General features: G+C 73.0%; 19 protein-coding genes. 14 read left to right on the top strand and 5 right to left on the bottom strand.

What is annotated here, in order from left to right; translation table 11 throughout:
* Positions 1-75 precede the first annotated feature (75 nt).
* The 13 genes from HD593_RS62145 to HD593_RS62135 all read left to right on the top strand — a co-directional run bounded on the left by HD593_RS62145 (position 76) and on the right by HD593_RS62135 (position 11,950).
* Positions 76-393 (top strand): hypothetical protein, encoded by a 318-nt coding sequence (locus tag HD593_RS62145; protein ID WP_246549838.1) that lies wholly within the window; start codon positions 76-78, stop codon positions 391-393.
* Positions 390-1,388 carry an extracellular solute-binding protein gene (locus HD593_RS33695; RefSeq protein ID WP_341850707.1) on the top strand — a complete coding sequence of 333 codons (999 nt, stop codon included), beginning with the start codon at positions 390-392 and terminating at the stop codon, positions 1,386-1,388. The genes HD593_RS62145 and HD593_RS33695 overlap by 4 nt, the downstream gene beginning before the upstream one ends.
* The gene (locus tag HD593_RS33690) at positions 1,385-2,299 is read left to right on the top strand and encodes a carbohydrate ABC transporter permease (protein ID WP_185105981.1); all 915 of its coding nucleotides are present in this window, start codon (positions 1,385-1,387) and stop codon (positions 2,297-2,299) included. The genes HD593_RS33695 and HD593_RS33690 overlap by 4 nt, the downstream gene beginning before the upstream one ends.
* Positions 2,296-3,147, top strand: a complete 852-nt coding sequence (locus HD593_RS33685) for a carbohydrate ABC transporter permease (RefSeq protein WP_185105980.1) — start codon at positions 2,296-2,298, stop codon at positions 3,145-3,147. The genes HD593_RS33690 and HD593_RS33685 overlap by 4 nt, the downstream gene beginning before the upstream one ends.
* A 257-nt stretch (positions 3,148-3,404) precedes the next feature.
* Positions 3,405-4,553, top strand: coding sequence for an inositol-3-phosphate synthase (locus tag HD593_RS33680; protein ID WP_185105979.1), 1,149 nt, complete (start codon positions 3,405-3,407; stop codon positions 4,551-4,553).
* Positions 4,554-4,797: 244 nt separating this feature from the next.
* The gene (locus HD593_RS33675) at positions 4,798-5,751 is read left to right on the top strand and encodes an SCO3242 family prenyltransferase (RefSeq protein WP_185105978.1); all 954 of its coding nucleotides are present in this window, start codon (positions 4,798-4,800) and stop codon (positions 5,749-5,751) included.
* The gene (locus HD593_RS33670; RefSeq protein ID WP_185105977.1) at positions 5,748-6,662 is read left to right on the top strand and encodes a sugar phosphate isomerase/epimerase family protein; all 915 of its coding nucleotides are present in this window, start codon (positions 5,748-5,750) and stop codon (positions 6,660-6,662) included. The genes HD593_RS33675 and HD593_RS33670 overlap by 4 nt, the downstream gene beginning before the upstream one ends.
* Positions 6,662-7,276, top strand: coding sequence for an EboA domain-containing protein (locus tag HD593_RS33665; protein WP_185112286.1), 615 nt, complete (start codon positions 6,662-6,664; stop codon positions 7,274-7,276). The genes HD593_RS33670 and HD593_RS33665 overlap by 1 nt, the downstream gene beginning before the upstream one ends.
* The gene (locus tag HD593_RS33660) at positions 7,276-8,130 is read left to right on the top strand and encodes a TatD family hydrolase (RefSeq protein WP_185105976.1); all 855 of its coding nucleotides are present in this window, start codon (positions 7,276-7,278) and stop codon (positions 8,128-8,130) included. The genes HD593_RS33665 and HD593_RS33660 overlap by 1 nt, the downstream gene beginning before the upstream one ends.
* Complete coding sequence (gene eboE, locus HD593_RS33655; RefSeq protein ID WP_185105975.1) at positions 8,130-9,257, top strand: metabolite traffic protein EboE; 1,128 nt, start codon at positions 8,130-8,132, stop codon at positions 9,255-9,257. Before HD593_RS33660 ends, eboE begins: the two co-directional genes overlap by 1 nt.
* Complete coding sequence (locus tag HD593_RS33650; RefSeq protein ID WP_185105974.1) at positions 9,254-10,636, top strand: alkaline phosphatase family protein; 1,383 nt, start codon at positions 9,254-9,256, stop codon at positions 10,634-10,636. The genes eboE and HD593_RS33650 overlap by 4 nt, the downstream gene beginning before the upstream one ends.
* Positions 10,637-10,895: 259 nt before the next feature.
* Complete coding sequence (locus HD593_RS62140; RefSeq protein ID WP_185105973.1) at positions 10,896-11,357, top strand: hypothetical protein; 462 nt, start codon at positions 10,896-10,898, stop codon at positions 11,355-11,357.
* Complete coding sequence (locus tag HD593_RS62135; protein ID WP_185105972.1) at positions 11,354-11,950, top strand: TetR/AcrR family transcriptional regulator; 597 nt, start codon at positions 11,354-11,356, stop codon at positions 11,948-11,950. The genes HD593_RS62140 and HD593_RS62135 overlap by 4 nt, the downstream gene beginning before the upstream one ends.
* Positions 11,951-11,970: 20 nt before the next feature.
* On the opposite strand, the gene HD593_RS33635 is transcribed toward HD593_RS62135, so the two are convergent.
* The 3 genes from HD593_RS33635 to HD593_RS33625 form a co-directional block, all read right to left on the bottom strand.
* On the bottom strand, positions 11,971-12,966 hold the full coding sequence (locus tag HD593_RS33635; protein ID WP_312903888.1) for a phosphotransferase family protein: 996 nt from the start codon (positions 12,964-12,966) through the stop codon (positions 11,971-11,973).
* Between the two features lie 72 nt (positions 12,967-13,038).
* Positions 13,039-14,229 carry an acyl-CoA dehydrogenase family protein gene (locus HD593_RS33630; RefSeq protein WP_185105971.1) on the bottom strand — a complete coding sequence of 397 codons (1,191 nt, stop codon included), beginning with the start codon at positions 14,227-14,229 and terminating at the stop codon, positions 13,039-13,041.
* 40 nt (positions 14,230-14,269) lie between these two features.
* On the bottom strand, positions 14,270-15,052 hold the full coding sequence (locus HD593_RS33625) for a CPBP family intramembrane glutamic endopeptidase (RefSeq protein WP_185105970.1): 783 nt from the start codon (positions 15,050-15,052) through the stop codon (positions 14,270-14,272).
* Between the two features lie 106 nt (positions 15,053-15,158).
* On the opposite strand from HD593_RS33625, the gene HD593_RS33620 reads away from it, so the two are divergent.
* Positions 15,159-15,503 carry a DUF6285 domain-containing protein gene (locus tag HD593_RS33620; RefSeq protein WP_185105969.1) on the top strand — a complete coding sequence of 115 codons (345 nt, stop codon included), beginning with the start codon at positions 15,159-15,161 and terminating at the stop codon, positions 15,501-15,503.
* A gap of 51 nt (positions 15,504-15,554) precedes the next feature.
* Here the strand turns inward: HD593_RS33620 and mctP are convergent, their stop codons facing one another.
* A complete protein-coding gene (gene mctP, locus HD593_RS33615; RefSeq protein WP_312903886.1) occupies positions 15,555-17,162 on the bottom strand; it encodes a monocarboxylate uptake permease MctP in 1,608 nt (535 codons plus the stop codon).
* Positions 17,159-17,368: a DUF3311 domain-containing protein gene (locus HD593_RS33610; protein ID WP_185105968.1), complete on the bottom strand. Its 210-nt coding sequence runs from the start codon at positions 17,366-17,368 to the stop codon at positions 17,159-17,161. The genes mctP and HD593_RS33610 overlap by 4 nt, the downstream gene beginning before the upstream one ends.
* Positions 17,369-17,540 lie beyond the last annotated feature (172 nt).

The following is a 17,540-nucleotide window of genomic DNA, read 5'->3' as shown; positions in this document are numbered from 1 at the left end:
ACATGCACCTCACTTCTTCTCTATGTTGACTTTTCTGCAAAGCCATCTCCGGGCTTTGCGCGGAAGGAGACGCGGATGCGTATCAGTGGGGTCTCCGGCCCGATCGCGGCGATCGGCCTGGCCGTCATCCTGGCCGCCTGCTCGTCGGGCACGGGCGACGGGACCGCCGCCACGCGGGCGGCGCCGACGGGACCGGTCACGCTGAACTTCTGGTGCTGGAGCGCGGGCCAGAAGGACAAGGTCGCGGCGTTCAACAAGGCCCACCCGGACATCCAGGTCAAGCACACCGACGCCGGCGGCGGCACCGACACCGCACCAAGCTGCTCACCGCGAGCCGGGCGGGCAACGCCCCCGACGCCACCTGCCTGGAGTACCAGACCATCCCCGCCATGATCGTCGCTGGGGCGCTGGCCGACATCTCCGCCCACACCGCCGACATCAAGGACGCCTTCACGCCCGAGGTGTGGTCGCTGACCAGCTTCGACGGCGCCGTCTACGGCGTGCCGCAGGACGTCGGGCCGATGGTCATGGTCTACAACAGGAAACGCTTCGACGAGCTGAAGATCCCCGTGCCGAAGACCTGGCAGGAGTTCGCCACGGTGGCGGCCGACGTCCGCAAGAAGGACCCCGACGCGTACCTGGCCACGTTCGCCCCCGAGGAGTTCGGCAACTTCGCCGGGCTCGCCCAGCAGGCCGGCGCCACCTGGTGGAAGGTCCAGGACCAGACCTGGACCGTGGGCATCGCCGACCCCGCCTCCACCGAGGTGGCCGCCTACTGGCAGGGCCTCGTCGACAAGGACCTGGTCAAGGCCGAGCCGCTGCTCACCCCCGAATGGAACAACCAGCTCAACAAGGGCGACATCCTGAGCTGGCCGAGCGCCCTGTGGGCCCCCGGCGTGCTGTACGGCATCGCCGAGAAGCAGGCCGGCGACTGGGCCATCGCGCCGCTGCCGCAGTGGACCGAGGGCGACGACCGGGTGGCCTTCCAGGGCGGCAGCGCCATCGCCGTCACCAAGAACTCCAAGCACGCCCAGGCCGCGGCCACGTTCGCCAAGTGGATGAACACCGACAAGACCGCCTACGACATCCAGATCGCCGCCGGCGAGTACCCGGCGTCGCTGGCCGGGCAGCAGGCCACCGCCTCCAGCGACCCGCCCAAGCTGGTGGCGAACCAGAAGGACTACTGGGAGGTCGCCACCAAGGCCGCGCAGCGCACGATCCCGCACATCAGCTGGGGCCCGAACGTCGGCACCGCGCAGAGCGCCTTCCAGGACGCCATGGCCGCCGCCATCCGCGACAGGACGCCCCTCGTCCAGGCGCTGCAGAAGACCCAGCAGGTCGTGGTGGACGACATGAAGGCCACCGGCTTCAAGGTCGCCGGCCCGTGACCGACGGCAACGGCGCCCGCCGCGGGACGCGGGCGCCGTACGTGTTCATCGCCCCCGCGGTGCTGCTGTTCGTGGCCTTCCTGGCGGTTCCCATCGGGTACGCCGTCTACCTCAGCGCCCGCGGCCTGCGGCTGACCGGCAAGGGCATCTTCGGCACCCGCCAGGAGGTCTTCGTCGGGCTCGACAACTACGCCAGGATCCTCACCGACCCCGAGTTCTGGGCCGGCTTCGGCAGGCTCGCGCTCTACGGGCTGATCAGCGTGCCGCTCACGCTCGGCCTGGCGCTGCTGTTCGCGCTGCTGCTCGACTACGCGGGCGCGCGCGGCCGCCGGTTCGCGCGCACGGCGATCTTCCTGCCGTACGCCATCCCCGGCGTGACGGCCTCGCTCCTGTGGGGCTTCATGTACCTGCCCTCCACCAGCCCCTTCAGCTACCTCACCAGGGAACTGGGGCTGGGCGGGATCCCGTTCCTCAGCGGCGACGGCATCTACCCGTCGCTGGCCAACATCGCGGTGTGGGGCGGCGTCGGCTTCAACATGATCATCATCTTCACGTCGCTGCGCGGCATCCCGGCCGAGCTGTCGGACGCCGCCCGCATCGACGGCGCCTCCGAGTGGCGCATCGCCTGGCACGTCAAGATCCCGCTGGTGGCGCCCGCGCTCGTGCTCACCGGCCTGTTCGCGCTCATCGGCACCCTCCAGGTGTACGGCGAGCCGACCACGCTCGCCCCGATGACCACCGAGATCTCCCAGACCTGGGTCCCGCTGATGCACATCTACCGCGACGCCTTCATCCGCGACGACCTCCCCCTCGCCTCGGCCGCCTCCGTCATCCTGGCCGCCGGCACCCTCGTCGTCTCGGTCGTGCTCCTGAAGCTCACCCAGAAGCGCGCCTCCGGAGGCCTGTCATGACCACGCGCCCGCTCCCGCACCAGCGCGCCAGGCTCCTGCCCACCCTTGTCCTCCTCGTCGGGGCCCTCTACTGCCTGGTGCCGGTCGCCTGGGTGGCCGTCGCCGCCACCAAGGCGAGCGGCGAGCTCTTCTCCACCTTCACCTTCGCCCCCGGCACCGGCCTCCTGGACAACCTGCGCGACCTGTTCTCCTACGGCGACGGCCGCTACCTCCTCTGGGCGGCCAACAGCGCCCTGTACGCGGTCGTCGGCTCCGCCGCCTCGACCCTCATCTCCACCCTGGCCGGCTACGCCATGGCCAAGTACGACTTCCGCGGCCGCACCGTGCTGTTCTACGCCATCCTGGCCGGCGTGCTCGTGCCCGGCATGACGCTGGCCATCCCGCAGTACCTCATCATGTCCGAGACGAACCTCGTCGGCAGCTACTGGTCCGTCCTGCTGCCCGGCCTCATCTCGCCGTTCGGCATCTACCTGGCCCGCGTGTACGCCCTGTCCTCCGTCCCGGACGCCACGCTGGAGGCGGCCAGGATCGACGGGGCGAGCGAGTACCGCATCCTCGGCGCCATCGGGCTGCCCATGATGCTCCCCGGCATGGTGACGATCTTCATGCTGCAGTTCGTGGGGACGTGGAACAACTTCCTGCTGCCGTACATCATGCTGTCGGACGAGTCGAGGTTCCCCATCACCGTCGGCCTCTACACCCTGCTGGCCAAGGGCTCCTCGGAGCCGGCGCTCTACGGCATCGCCATCGTGGGCGCGGCCGTGTCGGTGATCCCGCTCATCGCGCTGCTGCTGTTCCTGCAGCGCTTCTGGCGCCTGGACCTGCTCAGCGGCGGCCTCAAGGGCTGACCCCGGCACCGGGTTTCGACCCCCAGCACCAGAACGCGCCCTGATCCGGCTTGAACGGCGGGGCTTTCGAGCGGATCCTGGTCACAATGTCCGATCATGACGTGTGCGGCTCCCGGCAGCCGCCCGACCACCATGGAGGACGCGTGACACAGGCCGATCACGCGGTTCACCGGCCGGCGGGCCATCCCGCCCTCCTCGGCCTTCGACGCTGAACACCCCCCGGGGCGGGGACCCGTCCCGGCCGCGAAGGAGACCACATGAGAACGGGAACCTGGCTGATCGGCGCACGCGGATCCGTCGCCGTCACGAGCGTGATCGGCGCCCTCGCCATCCGCGCGGGCCTGACCGCCCCGACCGGCTGCGTCCTGGAAACACCCGCCCTGCGCGAACGCATCCGCCCCGGCATCGGCGACCTCGTCTTCGGCGGGCACGACCTCACCTCGGTCCCGCTGGAGAAGAAGGCCGCCGAGCTGGCGGGCTCGGGGGTGGTGCCGGCCGCGCTCGCCCAGGCCGTCAAGGACGACCTGGCCGCCGTCGAGCAGCAGGTGCGCCCGCTGCCCGCCGCCGCCACCCAGGCCGGGACGGCCAGCGCCATCGCCGCCGACCTCGACCGCTTCCGCCGCCACCACGACCTGGACCGCGTCGTCGTCATCAACGTCTCGACCACCGAACCCGTCCCGCCCCCGCACCCCGCCCACGCCTCGCTCGCCGAGCTCCGCACCGCCCTGTCCGACGCCGAACCGGTGCTGCCGCCCAGCTCGCTGGCCGCCTACGCCGCCCTGTCCGCCGGCTGCCCGTACGTGGACTTCACCCCCTCGACGGGCGCCCGCCTGCCCGCGCTCGACGAGCTCGCCCGTGAGCAGGGCCTGCCGTACGGCGGGCACGACGGCAAGACGGGGGAGACGCTGGTCAAGTCCGTGCTCGCGCCCATGTTCGCCCAGCGCAACCTCAAGGTGCGCACCTGGTCGGGCATCAACCTGCTGGGCGGCGGCGACGGCGCCAACCTCGCCCAGCCGGGCGCGAACGCCGCCAAGTCCGCCAGCAAGCAGCGCGTGCTGCCCGAGACGCTCGGCTACCTGCCGCAGGGCGAGACCCGCATCGACTACCTGGAGGACCTGGGGGACTTCAAGACCGCGTGGGACCTGGTCACGTTCGAGGGGTTCCTGGGGACCGGCATGCGGATGGAGTTCACCTGGCACGGCTGCGACTCCGCGCTCGCGGCGCCCCTCGTCCTGGACCTCGCCCGGCTCACGGCCGCCGCCCACCGCGCCGGGCGTGCGGGGCCGCTGCCGGAGCTGGCGTTCTTCTTCAAGGATCCGCTGGGCGAGGTGCCGCACGGGCTGGCCGGCCAGTGGCGCACGCTCTGCGACCTCGTCACCGCCCTCGCCCCGGAGCCCACCCCGTGACCCCGCCCCCCGCCTTACCCCCTCGGCCCGCCCCGCGCCCGGGTCGCGCCACCGCCTCGCTCCCTCCGGCGAGGAGCGCGACAGGGCGGCGCGTCTCACGGCCTTCCGCCGTGCCGCGCTCAAGGGCCCTGGGATGGGCTCCCACCTGGGATCGCGCGGGCGCGACACGGCTGCGTGCGAGGGACGTCGTGAACGGTGCGCGGTATAGTGCCGCTTGCCGATCCGGGGTGAGAGAGGCACGCCGATGACCGCGCTGCGGGACCTGCTGGAGCTCGTCCGGGCGCCGGCCGCACTGTCCGTCCCCGGCGACGTGGCCGCGGGCGCCGCCGCCGGGCGCGCGCTGGGCCCCCGGACGCTCGGCCTGGCCTGCTCCTCCGTCTGCCTGTACTGGGCCGGCATGGCCGCCAACGACTGGGCCGACCGCCACCTCGACGCCACCGAACGCCCCGAACGCCCGATCCCCTCCGGCCGGGTGAGCCCGGGCACGGCCCTGGCCGTGACGGCCGGCCTCACCGCCGCGGGCCTCACCACCGCCGCCCTCACCGGCGGCCGCCGGGCCCTGGCGGTCGCGGTGCCGCTGGCGGGGGCGATCTGGGCGTACGACCTGGTCGCCAAGAACACGCGCGCCGGCCCCCTGGTGATGGCGGCCTGCCGCGGCCTCGACGTACTGCTCGGCGCGACCCCGGCCACTCCGCCCAGCGTCCCCGGCACGCTGCTGGGGACCACCTCGGGACCTCCGCCCAGGGGTGCCGGGCCCGGGCTGGCGGGTCTCGGCAGGTCGCTGGCCGCCGCGCTGCCCGCCGCCCTCACCGTCGCCGCCCACACCTACCTCCTGACCGACCTCTCCCGGGGCGAGACCACCGGCACCACCCGCCACCGCCCCGCCGCCACCCTGGCGGGCACCGTCGCCCTGGCCGCCACCACCGCCTGCCAGCCCTCCGGCAGAGACCCCGAGGCGGCCGCCGCGCGGGCCGTGCTCGCGAGCTGGTACGCCTCCCAGTTCGGCACCCCCCAGGCCCGAGCCGTCACGGACCCGTCACCGCAGCGGGTGCGGGACGCCGTCACGGCCGGCATCGTCAGCCTGCCCGCCCTCCAGGGCGCCCTGGTCGCGCGGGCGGGCGCGCCCCGCGTCGGCCTGGCGCTGGCCGCGGTGGTCCCGCTGGCCCGGCGACTGGCCAGAAAGTTGTCCCCGACATGATCAGATTCGGTTACGGCACCAACGGCTTCGCGAACCACCGCCTCCCCGACGCCCTCGACCTCATCGCCGGCCTCGGCTACACCGGCGTGGCGCTCACCCTCGACCACCACCACCTCGACCCGTACGCCGACGGGCTCGCGCTGCGCGTGGCCAAGGTCGCCGACCGCCTGCGGACGCTCGGCCTCGGGGTGGTCGTCGAGACGGGCGCCCGCTACCTGCTGGACCCGCGCCGCAAGCACGCCCCCACGCTGCTGGACGACGACCGCGACAAGCGCGTGGACTTCCTGCGCAGGGCCGTGGCCATCGGCGCCGACCTGGGGGCGGAGGCGGTGTCGTTCTGGTCGGGGGTCCGGCCGGCGCACGTGCCGCCGGACCTGGCCTGGGACCGGCTGGTGGACGGGTGCGCGCGGGTGCTGGAGCAGGCCGGCGGGGTGCCGCTGGGGTTCGAGCCGGAGCCGGGGATGCTCGTCGACACGATCGCCGGCTGGCACGCGCTGCGGCGGGCCCTCGGCGCGCCTGACGGCTTCGGCCTCACCCTGGACATCGGCCACTGCCGCTGCAACGAGCCCGGCCCGGTGCCCGACTGCGTGACGGCGGCAGGCCCGTACCTGGTCAACGTCCAGATCGACGACATGCGCCGGGGCACGCACGAGCACCTGGAGTTCGGCGAGGGGGAGATCGACTTCCCGCCGGTGCTGCGCGCGCTCGCCGCCTCCGGCTACCGCGGCCTGGTCGCCGTCGAGCTGCCCCGCCACTCGCACGCCGCCCCCGACGTCGCCGCCCGCTCCCTCACCTTCCTCCGCCAGGCCGAACAAGCGTCCGCACGCCCGCACGGGCAATCGTCCGCACGCCCGCACGATCAAGCGTCCGCACGCCCGCACGGGCAGGAACCCGAAGGAGGCAGAACGTGATGCCACCCGAGCGGCTGCACGCCGCACTCCGCGACACCCCGGGCGCCGCCTGGCTGGACGAGGCCCTGGCCAGCCCCGGCACGTTCCCCCGCTCGTTCGCCGCCGCGGGAAGGCGCACCGGCCGGGCCCCGCTGCCGGGCGCGCCGGGCTGGACGGCAGACGAGGCCGCCAGGGCCCTGCTGCTGGCGGCGCTGCCACCCGCCCGCGTCGCCGCCGAGGCCGCCGACCTCTACCACCACGGCGACGCCGACGAGAAACGCGCCGTGCTCAAGGCCCTCCCCCTGCTCCCCGTCGGCACCGGCGCGGTCCCCCTCCTGCGCGACGCCATCCGCACGAACGACGCCCGCCTGCTGGCCGCCGCCCTCGGCCCGTACGCCGCCCACCTCGACCAGGCCGCCTGGCGGCAGGCGGTGCTCAAGTGCGTGTTCATGGGAGTCCCGCTGGCCGAGGTGGACCGGCTGGACGAGCGGGCCGACGCCGAGCTGGCCGCCATGCTGGCCGCGTTCGCCGAGGAGCGGGAGGCGGCCGGCCGCCCCATGCCCGGCGACGCCGCCGCCCTGCTCGGCCGCCTCACCAGTCGTCTCACCGGCCGTCTCACCATCGAGGAGACCTGATGCGCATCTTCGACCCGCACATCCACATGACCTCGCGCACCACCGACGACTACGCGCGCATGGCGGCCGCCGGGGTCGTAGCCGTCGTGGAGCCGTCCTTCTGGCTGGGCCAGCCGCGCACCGGCCCCGGCTCGTTCGCCGACTACTTCGACTCGCTCCTCGGCTGGGAGCCGTACCGGGCGGCCCAGTTCGGCGTCGTCCACCACGCCACGATCGCGCTCAACCCCAAGGAGGCGAACGACCCGCGCTGCCGCCCCGTCCTCGACCTGCTGCCCCGCTACCTGGACAAGGATCGCGTGGTCGCCGTCGGCGAGATCGGCTACGACTCCATGACCCCCGAGGAGGACGACGCCTTCGAACGCCAGCTCGCCCTGGCCGTCGAGCACGAGCTGCCCGCCCTGGTGCACACCCCGCACCGCGACAAGGCCGCCGGCACCCGCCGCACGCTCGACCTGGTCAAGGCCTCAGGCATCGAGCCCGGCCGCGTCGCCGTCGACCACCTCAACGAGGTCACCATCGAGCTCGTGCACGGCACCGGCTGCTGGATGGGCTTCTCCATCTACCCCGAGACCAAGATGTCGCCGCCGCGCATGGTCGAGCTGCTGCGCAAGTACGGCACCGAGCGCGTGCTGGTCAACTCGGCCGCCGACTGGGGCGTCTCCGACCCGCTGCTCACCCTGGCGACCGCCGAGGCGATGCTGGCCGCCGGGTTCGGCGAGGACGATGTGGACCGGGTCATGTGGCGCAACCCCGTCGAGTTCTACAGCCAGTCGGGCCGCCTCGACCTGACCGGCGTCACCGGAGCGGCCGAGCCCACGTTCGCCGGCAGCTCCATCAAGCGCGGCGGCGAGTGATGCGGCTGCGGCATCGCTCGGGCACGACGCTGCACCTCGGCTACTGCACGAACGTGCACCCGGCCGAGGACCTCGACGGCATCATCGCCCAGTTCGACACGTACGCCGTCCCGATCAGGGAGCGGCTCGGCAGCGACGTGCTGGGGCTGGGGCTGTGGCTGGCCGCGCCCGTCGCCGAGGTCCTGGCCGCCGACCCCGGCCTGCGCGCCAAGCTGCGCAGGGAGCTGACCGCGCGGGGGCTGGAGGTCGTGACGCTGAACGGGTTCCCGTACCGGTCCTTCCACGACCCGGTGGTCAAGCACGCCGTCTACCGTCCCGACTGGACGACGAGGGAGCGGCTGTCCTACACGTTCGACCTGGCCCGCATCCTGGCCGACCTGCTCCCCGACGACGCCGCCAGGGGGTCGGTGTCCACCCTGCCGCTCGGCTGGCGCCAGCCCTGGAACGCCGCCATGGCGGACCAGGCGGCCCGCCGCCTCGACCAGCTCGCCGCCGGGCTGGCCGCCGTCCAGTCGGCGACCGGACGGGTGGTGCGGGTGGCGTTCGAACCCGAGCCCGGCTGCATCGTGGAGACGACCGGGCAGGCGATCGACCACCTGGCCCGCGCCGACACCGGGCGGCTCGGCATCTGCCTGGACCTGGCCCACCTGGCCTGCGCGTGGGAGCAGCCGGCCGCCGCGCTGAAGGCGCTGCGGGCGCGCGGCCTGCCGATCGTCAAGGTCCAGGTCTCGGCCGCGCTGGAGAGCACCGACCCGGAGGCGCTGCGCGAGTACGCCGAGCCGCGCTTCCTGCACCAGACCCGCAACCCGCACGGCGGCGCGGCCGACGACCTGGACGAGGCGTTCGCCCGCGGCCTGCCGGGGCCGTGGCGGGTGCACTACCACGTGCCGCTGCACGCCGACCCCGCCCCGCCCCTGGCCACCACCACGCCGGTGCTGCGCGAGGCGCTCAAGGAGCTGACCGGCGGGCCCGAGCCATTGTGCGACCACTACGACGTGGAGACCTACACCTGGGGCGTGCTGCCACCCGCGCTGCGCCCGGAAACCCCGCGGCAGCTCGCCGACGGCATCGCCGACGAGCTCGACTTCGCCCGCACCCAACTGCGCGACCTCGGAGTGACGGCATGAGCAAGCTGCTGGTCCTGGACGTGGTGGGGCTGACCCCGAGACTGCTGGCCCACATGCCGCGCCTGCGCGCGCTCGCCGCGGACGGCTTCCAGGCCGGGCTCGGCACCGTGCTGCCGGCGGTCACCTGCTCGGCGCAGTCCACGTTCCTGACGGGCCTGCCGCCGTCCGGGCACGGGATCGTGGGCAACGGCTGGTACTTCCGCGACCTCGGCGAGGTGCTGCTCTGGCGGCAGCACAACGCGCTGGTCGGCGGCGAGAAGCTGTGGCAGGCCGCACGCCGCGACCGGCCCGGCTACACGGTGGCGAACGTCTGCTGGTGGTACGCCATGGGCGCCGACGTCGACTGGACCGTCACCCCCCGCCCGATCTACCGCGCCGACGGCCGCAAGGACCCCGACTGCTACACCGACCCGCCGTCACTGCACGACGAGCTGACCGCGAAGCTCGGCCCGTTCCCGCTGTTCAGCTACTGGGGGCCGGGCGCGGGCATCGCGTCGTCGGCCTGGATCTGCAGGGCCGCCGAGCACGTCCTGGCCGCCCACGACCCCGACCTGACGCTCGTCTACGTGCCGCACCTCGACTACGACCTGCAGCGTCACGGCCCCTCCGACCCGCGCGCAGCCGCCGCCGCGGCCGAGCTCGACACCGTGCTGGCCCCGCTGCTGGACGCCGCGGCGGGCCGGACCACGGTGGTGCTGTCGGAGTACGGCATCACCGACGTCTCCCGGCCGGTGGACGTCAACCGCGCCCTGCGCGCCGAGGGGCTGCTGCGCGTGCACACCCAGGACGGCATGGAGTACCTGGATCCGTGGACGTCCCGCGCGTTCGCCGTCGCCGACCACCAGATCGCGCACGTCTACGTCCGCGACCCCGCCGAGGTGCCGGCCGTGGCCAAGCTGTGCGCCTCGATCGAGGGCGTCGCCACCGTGCTCGACCAGGACGGCAAGGCCGCGCACGGCCTGGACCACCCGCGCTCCGGCGAGCTGGTCCTGCTCGCCGAGCCCGACTCCTGGTTCACCTACTACTACTGGCTCGACGACGCCCGCGCCCCCGACTTCGCCCGCGTCGTCGAGATCCACCGCAAGCCCGGCTACGACCCGGCCGAGCTCTTCTTCGACCCGGCCGCCCCCGGCGCGGCCAAGCGCCGGGCCGCGCTGGCGCTGCTGCGCAAGAAGGCGGGCCTGCGGTACGTCATGAGCGTCGTCGGCCTCGACGCGGGCGCCCGCGCCGTGCGGGGCTCCCACGGCCTGCTGCCCGCCGACCCGGCCGACGCGCCCGTCCTGCTCTGCTCCGCCCCGGCCCCGGCGGGCGCGCCGCCCCGGTCGCGGTACGAGGCCACGGAGGTGAAGGACCTGCTGCTGCGCCTGGCTCAGCCGTAGAGGTGGCAGCCGACCTCGCTGCCGCCGCAGCGGGGGGTGACCGTGTGACACACCTCCATGACGCTGGAGCACCGGCCTCTGAACGGGCAGCCCGTCCCGCCCGGCGGGACGGGCTTCCCGTCTCGTCGCGGGCGGGAGCAGGCCGAGGCCGGCGCGGGTCCGGCGCCGGGCGCGCACCGGGCACGCCGGACGTCACCCCGTTGGAAGATCGGATATCGGCCCGGACCAGGCCGCCCCCGGCGTAAGGTGTGCCGATGTGATGCGCGACCGCCGCCCCAGCTCCCTCCTGGCAGCCACGGCGGGCCTGGCCGCCTGCGCCCCCGTCTACTACCTCACCGAGGCCGCCGCCCGCGGCCTGCGCACCGGCCACACCGCCTTCTCCCCGGCCCCCACCGGCCTGGCCTACCTGGCGGCGGTGGCCGTCATCGTCACGCTGCTCACCGCCTGGCCCGCCGCCGCGCTCGGCTGCGGGGTGCCGCTGGTGGCGGCCGGCGTGCTGTTCGCCCTCGACCTGGACGCCGCGATGGGCCTGGCCGCCACGCTGCCCTGGGCGCGTACGGGCGGGCTGCCGTGGTCCCCGCCGGACGGCGCGCCGTGGGCGGAGCTGGCCGAGCCGCCCGGCACCCTGGCCGGCATCAGCGGCCTGTACGCGCTCATCGGCGCCCTCCTGGTGCTCTCGGCGCTGCCCAGGGCCCGCGGGCGATCTATCCTGGACCTGTGAGCGGGCGGGATCCGGATCGGCGCAGGGCGCTGCTCGACGCGGCCGACCGGGTCATCATGAAGGAGGGCCCCGGCGTGTCCATGGCGGCCATCGCCGCCGAGGCGGGCATCACCAAGCCCATCCTCTACCGCCACTTCGGCGACAAGCACGGTCTCTACCAGGCCCTGGCCGACCGCCACGTGCGCACCGTCATCGCCCAGCTCCGCCCGGAGTTCGCCGCGACGGGGGCCGACCTGCGCGGCAGGGCCAGAGCGGCCATCGGCGTCTACCTCGACCTGATCTCCGCCAACCTCAACCTCTACCTGTTCCTGTTCCACCGGGCGGGCGCCGAGGACAGCAGGATCCGCTCCCACATGACCTCGCTGGTGCGCAGCCTGGGGGAGGAGCTCGGCGGCGTGCTGGCCGCCGAGCGGGTGGTGCCCGACCCGACGCGCGCCCAGGTCCTCGGCCACGCGTTCGTCGGCATGGTGCAGACGACCGGCGACTGGTGGCTCGACCACCCGGAGGTGGACCGCGACCAGGTGGTGGAGGGCCTGGTGGACGTGATCGCCGGCGCGCTCAGCGCCCGGAGGGCCGGAGCCACCCGCCGCTGAGCGCGTTCACCGGTGCGCGTTCACCAGTGCGCGCCGGGCACCGCGTTCCGCGGCCGCTCGCGCAGCAGCCGCAGCAGATCCCACTCGTTCTCGCACACCCGCCGCCCGATCGCGGCCAGCTCCACGGAGCGGGCACCGCCACGCAGGTGCCGCATGGTCTGCATGACGCAGATGACACCCCACTTCAGCACGCCGAACGTCTCCCACCAGCGCAGCGCGTCACGATCGACGGCCTGCCCGCCGGCCTCCTCGTAGGCGTGCACGAGGTCGCTGTAGTCGCCGAACCCGCCCACCGGCAGCGGCGAGCCGAACCGCCACGCCTTCACGCACAGCCACCCGAGATCCTCCAGGGGGTCGCCGGCGTGCGCGAGCTCCCAGTCGAGCACCGCCCTGATGCCCTCAGGCCCGACGATGAGGTTGCCGTTGCGGAAGTCGCCGTGCACGACCGTGTGCCGCCGGCCGCGCGGCCGCGTGGTCGCCAGCCGCCGCAGCGCCAGCTCGAACACCGGGTGCGGCTCGCCGAGCTGGTCGAGCACCTCCCGCCAGCGCAGCAGCGGGTCCTCCGGCTCGGCCGGCCGTTCCTCCGGCTGCCCAGGTGATCGCAGGGCCGACAGCGGCATGCGGTGGATGGCGGCCAGCGCCTGGCCGCACTGCCGTGCCAGCCGCGGCCTGGCGGCCGCGTAGGCGTCGTCGCGCAGGATCTTGCGCGGGATCGTCTCGCCGGGAACGCGGGTCATGAGGATGTACGACTCCCCGCAGGCGATGATCCGCGGCACCGGCACCCCGGCCCCGGCCGCGGCCCGCATCAGCCGCGCCTCCGCGGCCAGGCCCGCCCCGGCCTCCGGCGCGGCGCCGGGGGAGTCGAGCCGCAGGATCAGCTCGTGCCTGCCGCCGCCGGGCGTGGCCACGTCCAGCGCCCACGTCTCCCGCGAGGCGCCGCCGGGCAGCCGGGCGCCGGCCTCGATCGTCGCCCCGTCCCCGAACGCCTCGCGGACGATCGCGTGCCGATCGTTCACCGAGCCGCCTCGCCGTCGATCTGGTACCGGACGGTCATCGGGCCGCCTCGCGGAAGGTCACGTGCAGGGAGGTCATCGCAGGCCGAACTCCCAGGAGCCGCCCGCCGCGTACTCGCCCAGGATCCGCCGCCCCACGGAGTCGATGTGCACCTCGTCGGGCCCGTCGTAGATGCGCCCGGCCCGCGCGTGCCGGTACATGCGGTCCAGCGGGGTGTCGGGGGTCAGCCCCGCGGCGCCGTACACCTGGATGGCCCGGTCGATCACGTTGTGCAGCATGCGCGCGCCGGCCACCTTGATCGCCCCGATCTCCACCCGGGCCTCCGAGCCCCGGTCGATCGCCTCGGCGGCGTGCAGCGTGAGCAGCCGCGCGGACTGGATCTCGGTGTAGGAGTCGAACACGTGCTGCCGCATGAGCTGCTTGGCCGCCAGCGGCTGCCCGAACGCCGTGCGCTCGTGCAGCCGCAGGCACATCAGGTCGAAGGCCCGCTGCGCCTGCCCCAGCCAGCGCATGCAGTGGAAGATGCGCCCGGGGCCGAGCCGCCGCTGCGCGATGACGAAGCCCTGCCCGCGCTCCCCGAGCAGGCTCGACGCCGGGACGCGGACGTTGTCGTAGCGCACCTCGCAGTGCGCCCCCTCCAGCCCCAGCACCGGCGTCTCCCTGACGATCGTGTACCCCGGCGTGTCGGTCGGCACCACGATCATGGAGAAGGCCCGGTGCGGCGGGGCGTCCTGCTCGGTCCTGCACATCACGGTCGTGTACGCCGCCCGCGACGCCCCGGTCGTGAACCACTTGTGCCCGTTGATCACCCATTCGCCGCCGTCGAGCACGGCGTGCGTGCTGATCTGCGTGGGGTCGCTGCTGGAGACGCCCGGCTCGGTCATCGCGAAGCTGGGCGAGATGTCGCCGCGCACCAGCGGCTCCAGGAACCGCTCGCGCTGCTCGGGCGAGGCGTGCTCGTGCAGCATCAGCGAGTCCTGCAGCGTGTACGTGCCCAGCGCGAGCTGCCCGTACTCGCTGCGCCCCTGCACCTCGTTGACGTAGACGTAGTCGAGGAACGGCAGGCCGCCGCCGCCCAGCTCGCGCGGATGCCCGAGGGCCCACAGGCCCTCCTTCTTGGCCTGCGCGCGCAGCTCGTCCAGCGCCGCCGCGGCCGCGGGCCCGCCCGCGTGCAGCACGGGTTCGGCGGGCTCCACCCGCCCGGTCATGAACGCGTGCACGGCGTCGCGTACCGGCCGGACGCTGTCAGGGACCGCGAAGCTCATGATTCGAACCCAACCCGAAACCCGGGCGCCGGTCAACGGGTCAGGGCAGCCAGCTCACCCGGCCGCGCAGGAAGGCGTATCCGACGAAGGCCACGGCGTCGATGAGCGTGTGCGCCATGATCAGCGGCATGGACCGCCCCCACTTCTGGTACGCCCGCCCGAACACCAGCCCCATCACCACGTTCCCGGCGAACCCGCCGAACCCCTGATACAGGTGGTACGACCCGCGCAGCAGCGACGACACCACCACCGCCTTCCACGGCGTCCACCCGGCCTGCCCGAGCCGGTGCAGCAGGTACCCGGCGACGATGACCTCCTCCAGCACCCCGTTCTGCGCGGCGGCGAGCAGCAGCACCGGCACCTGCCACCACTCCCCGGGCAGCGCGCCCGGCACGACGGTCAGGTTCACGCCCGCCGCCCACACCGCGAGGTAGAACGCCAGCCCCGAGCCGCCGATCGCGGCGGCGAGCAGCGCGCCGCGCGCCAGGTCTCCGCCCGGGCGGCGGAAGTCCGCGCCGATCGTCCGCAACGACTCGCCCGAGCGCACCATCAGGTACGCCACCAGCCCCACGGGCGCCACCGCGATCGCGATCTGCGCCAGCTGCAACGCCAGGTCCAGCCAGGGCCGGCCGGGCGCCATGGACCCGACGAGCACCGCCTGCTGGCCCTTCAGCTCGCGCGGCGCCGTCAGCGACCCGATCAGCCGGATGAGCGCCACCAGGGCACTGGCGCCGAGCGAGACCGACATCACGACGAAGATCTCGGCCTTGATGAGCCGGGGTCCGAGCACGTGAGCCGGTTCGAGGGGGGACTGAGTGTGCATGTGCGCAGACTAGCCGGTACATGATCGGACGCTGATAAAGGCGACATATGGCGCTCTAACGGCGTCCCGCCTTGGGAGCGGGCTCCCGCTCTGCTAAGGAGGAGCTGTGAACGCTCCGCACGACGTCCCCAGCGCGGCCGAGCTGGTCGCCGCCGTCCGCGACTTCCTCGAGACCGACGTGCTCCCGGCCGTCGAGGGCCGGGTCCGCTACCACACCCGCGTGGCCATCAACGTGCTCGGCATGGTCGAGCGGGAGATCGAGCTCGGCCCCGCCCAGGCCGCCCGGCACGCCGAGAGCCTGGCCGCGCTGGGCGTGGCGGACGACGCCGAGCTGGCCGCCGCCGTCCGCGAGGGCCGGCTGGCCGACGGCGAGACCCTCATGGCGGTCCTGGAGCAGGCGGTACGCGCGAAGCTGGAGGTGGCCAACCCCGGCTATCTCGCCCGGGAATGACCGCGCGGCCCGCCCCCGGGAAGGGACGGGCCGCGCGGCGGGGAGCGGGGGTCAGTGGGATCCGGTGAGGTCCAGGTCCTTGACCTTCGGGTCGCCCTCGTCGACGAAGTAGTCGTCCCGCGCGGTGGCGTCCTCGCCGTCGGCCACCTTCACGGCCTTGAAGATCACCGTGCCGAGAACGGCCACCACCAGGTTGACGGCCAGCGCCAGGAACCCGGCGTAGACCGTCATCTTGGTGTCGAAGCCGAGGTTCGCCAGCGGGAACGCCGAGCCGCCGAAGTGCGCCTTGCCGTTGGCCGGATTCGGGATGAGGTACAGCATCCACATGCCCGCCCCCAGGCCGGCCGCCCAGCCCGCGATCAGGCCGCCCTTGTGGAACCAGCGCGTGTACAGGCCCAGCGCCACCGACGGCAGCGTCTGCAGGATGATCACGCCGCCGATGAGCTGCAGGTCGATCGAGAACTGCGGGTCGAGCAGCAGGATGCACAGCACCGCGCCCACCTTGACGACCAGCGACACCAGCTTGGAGACGTTGGCCTCCTGGGCGTCGGTGGCGTTCTTGTTGAGGTACTCGCGGTAGATGTTGCGGGTGAACAGGTTCGCCGCCGCGATCGACATGATCGCCGCCGGGACGAGCGCGCCGATGCCCACGGCCGCGTACGCCACCCCGGTGAACCAGTCGGGGAACATCTGGTCGAACAGCACCGGCACGATCGTGTTGGTGTCGGCCTTGCCGTTGGCCGTGACCGGCTTGGTGCCGGCCGCGATGGCCATGAAGCCGAGCAGCGCGATCAGGCCCAGCACGAGGCTGTAGGCGGGCAGCGCCGACATGTTCCGCTTGATGACGTTGCGGTTCTTGGAGGCGAGCACGCCGGTGAGGCTGTGCGGGTACAGGAACAGCGCCAGCGCCGAGCCGAACGCCAGCGTGATGTACTGGAGCTGGTTGTTGGCGTTGAGGATGTACCCGTCGTTCTGCGCCGGGGAGGCGTCGAACTTGGCCTTGGCCGCGTCGAAGATCGAGTCCCAGCCGCCCAGCCTGGACGGGATGTAGATCACCGCGGCCAGGATCACGATGTAGATCAGCGCGTCCTTCACGAACGCGATCAGCGCGGGCGCGCGCAGGCCGGACTGGTAGGTGTAGGCCGCCAGGATCGCGAACGCGATGATGATCGGCAGGTGCCCGGTGATGCCCATCGCCTTGAGCACGGCCTCGATGCCGACGAGCTGCAGCGCGATGTACGGCATCGTCGCGACGAGCCCGGTGATCGCGATGACCAGCGCCAGCGTCGGCGACCCGAACCGGGCCCTGACGAAGTCGGCCGGCGTGACGAACCCGTGCACGTGCGAGACCGACCACATCCGCGCCAGCACCAGGAACACCAGCGGGTACACCACGACGGTGTACGGCAGCGCGTAGAACCCGAGCGCCCCGGAGCTGAACACCAGCGCGGGCACCGCCACGAAGGTGTAGGCGGTGTACAGGTCGCCGCCGATCAGGAACCAGGTGATCCAGGAGCCGAAGCTGCGCCCGCCCAGGCCCCACTCGTTCAGGCTGGCCAGGTCGTCCGGCCGCCGCCAGCGCGAGGCCACGAAGCCCATGCCGCTGACGATCAGGAACAGCACGATGAAGACGACCAGCTCGGTCGTGTGCCCGCTCACTTGGTCATCCTGTAGACGATGGTCGTGGTCACGACGCCCACCACGATGAACGCCATCTGGAGCCAGTAGAAGAGCGGGAAGCCGAGCAGGCGCGGCTCGTCGGCGTTGAACAGGAACGTCAGCAACGGCAGCACGATCGGCACGACGAGCAGCCAGTTCCATGGGCTGCGGTCGGTGCGTGGCTGCCCGGGTTCCCCGGTAGTCATCGTCCCTCCGATGAACGGATCAGGACCCGGCTGTTGACCGGGTCCTGACGTGTATGTCAATGGAGGGAGAGTAGCTTTTCGGGGATATTAAACCCAATGTCCGTGATGTTACGGTTTGGCCTAAATGTCGAGATGAAATCTCGCCATGTGAGACAAGCGCATCGCGCGGACC

The organism is Nonomuraea rubra (genome assembly GCF_014207985.1).
Lineage (GTDB): Bacteria > Actinomycetota > Actinomycetes > Streptosporangiales > Streptosporangiaceae > Nonomuraea > Nonomuraea rubra.
Note: the sequence above shows the minus strand (reverse complement) of the source record. Positions and strands in the feature narration are given on the sequence as shown.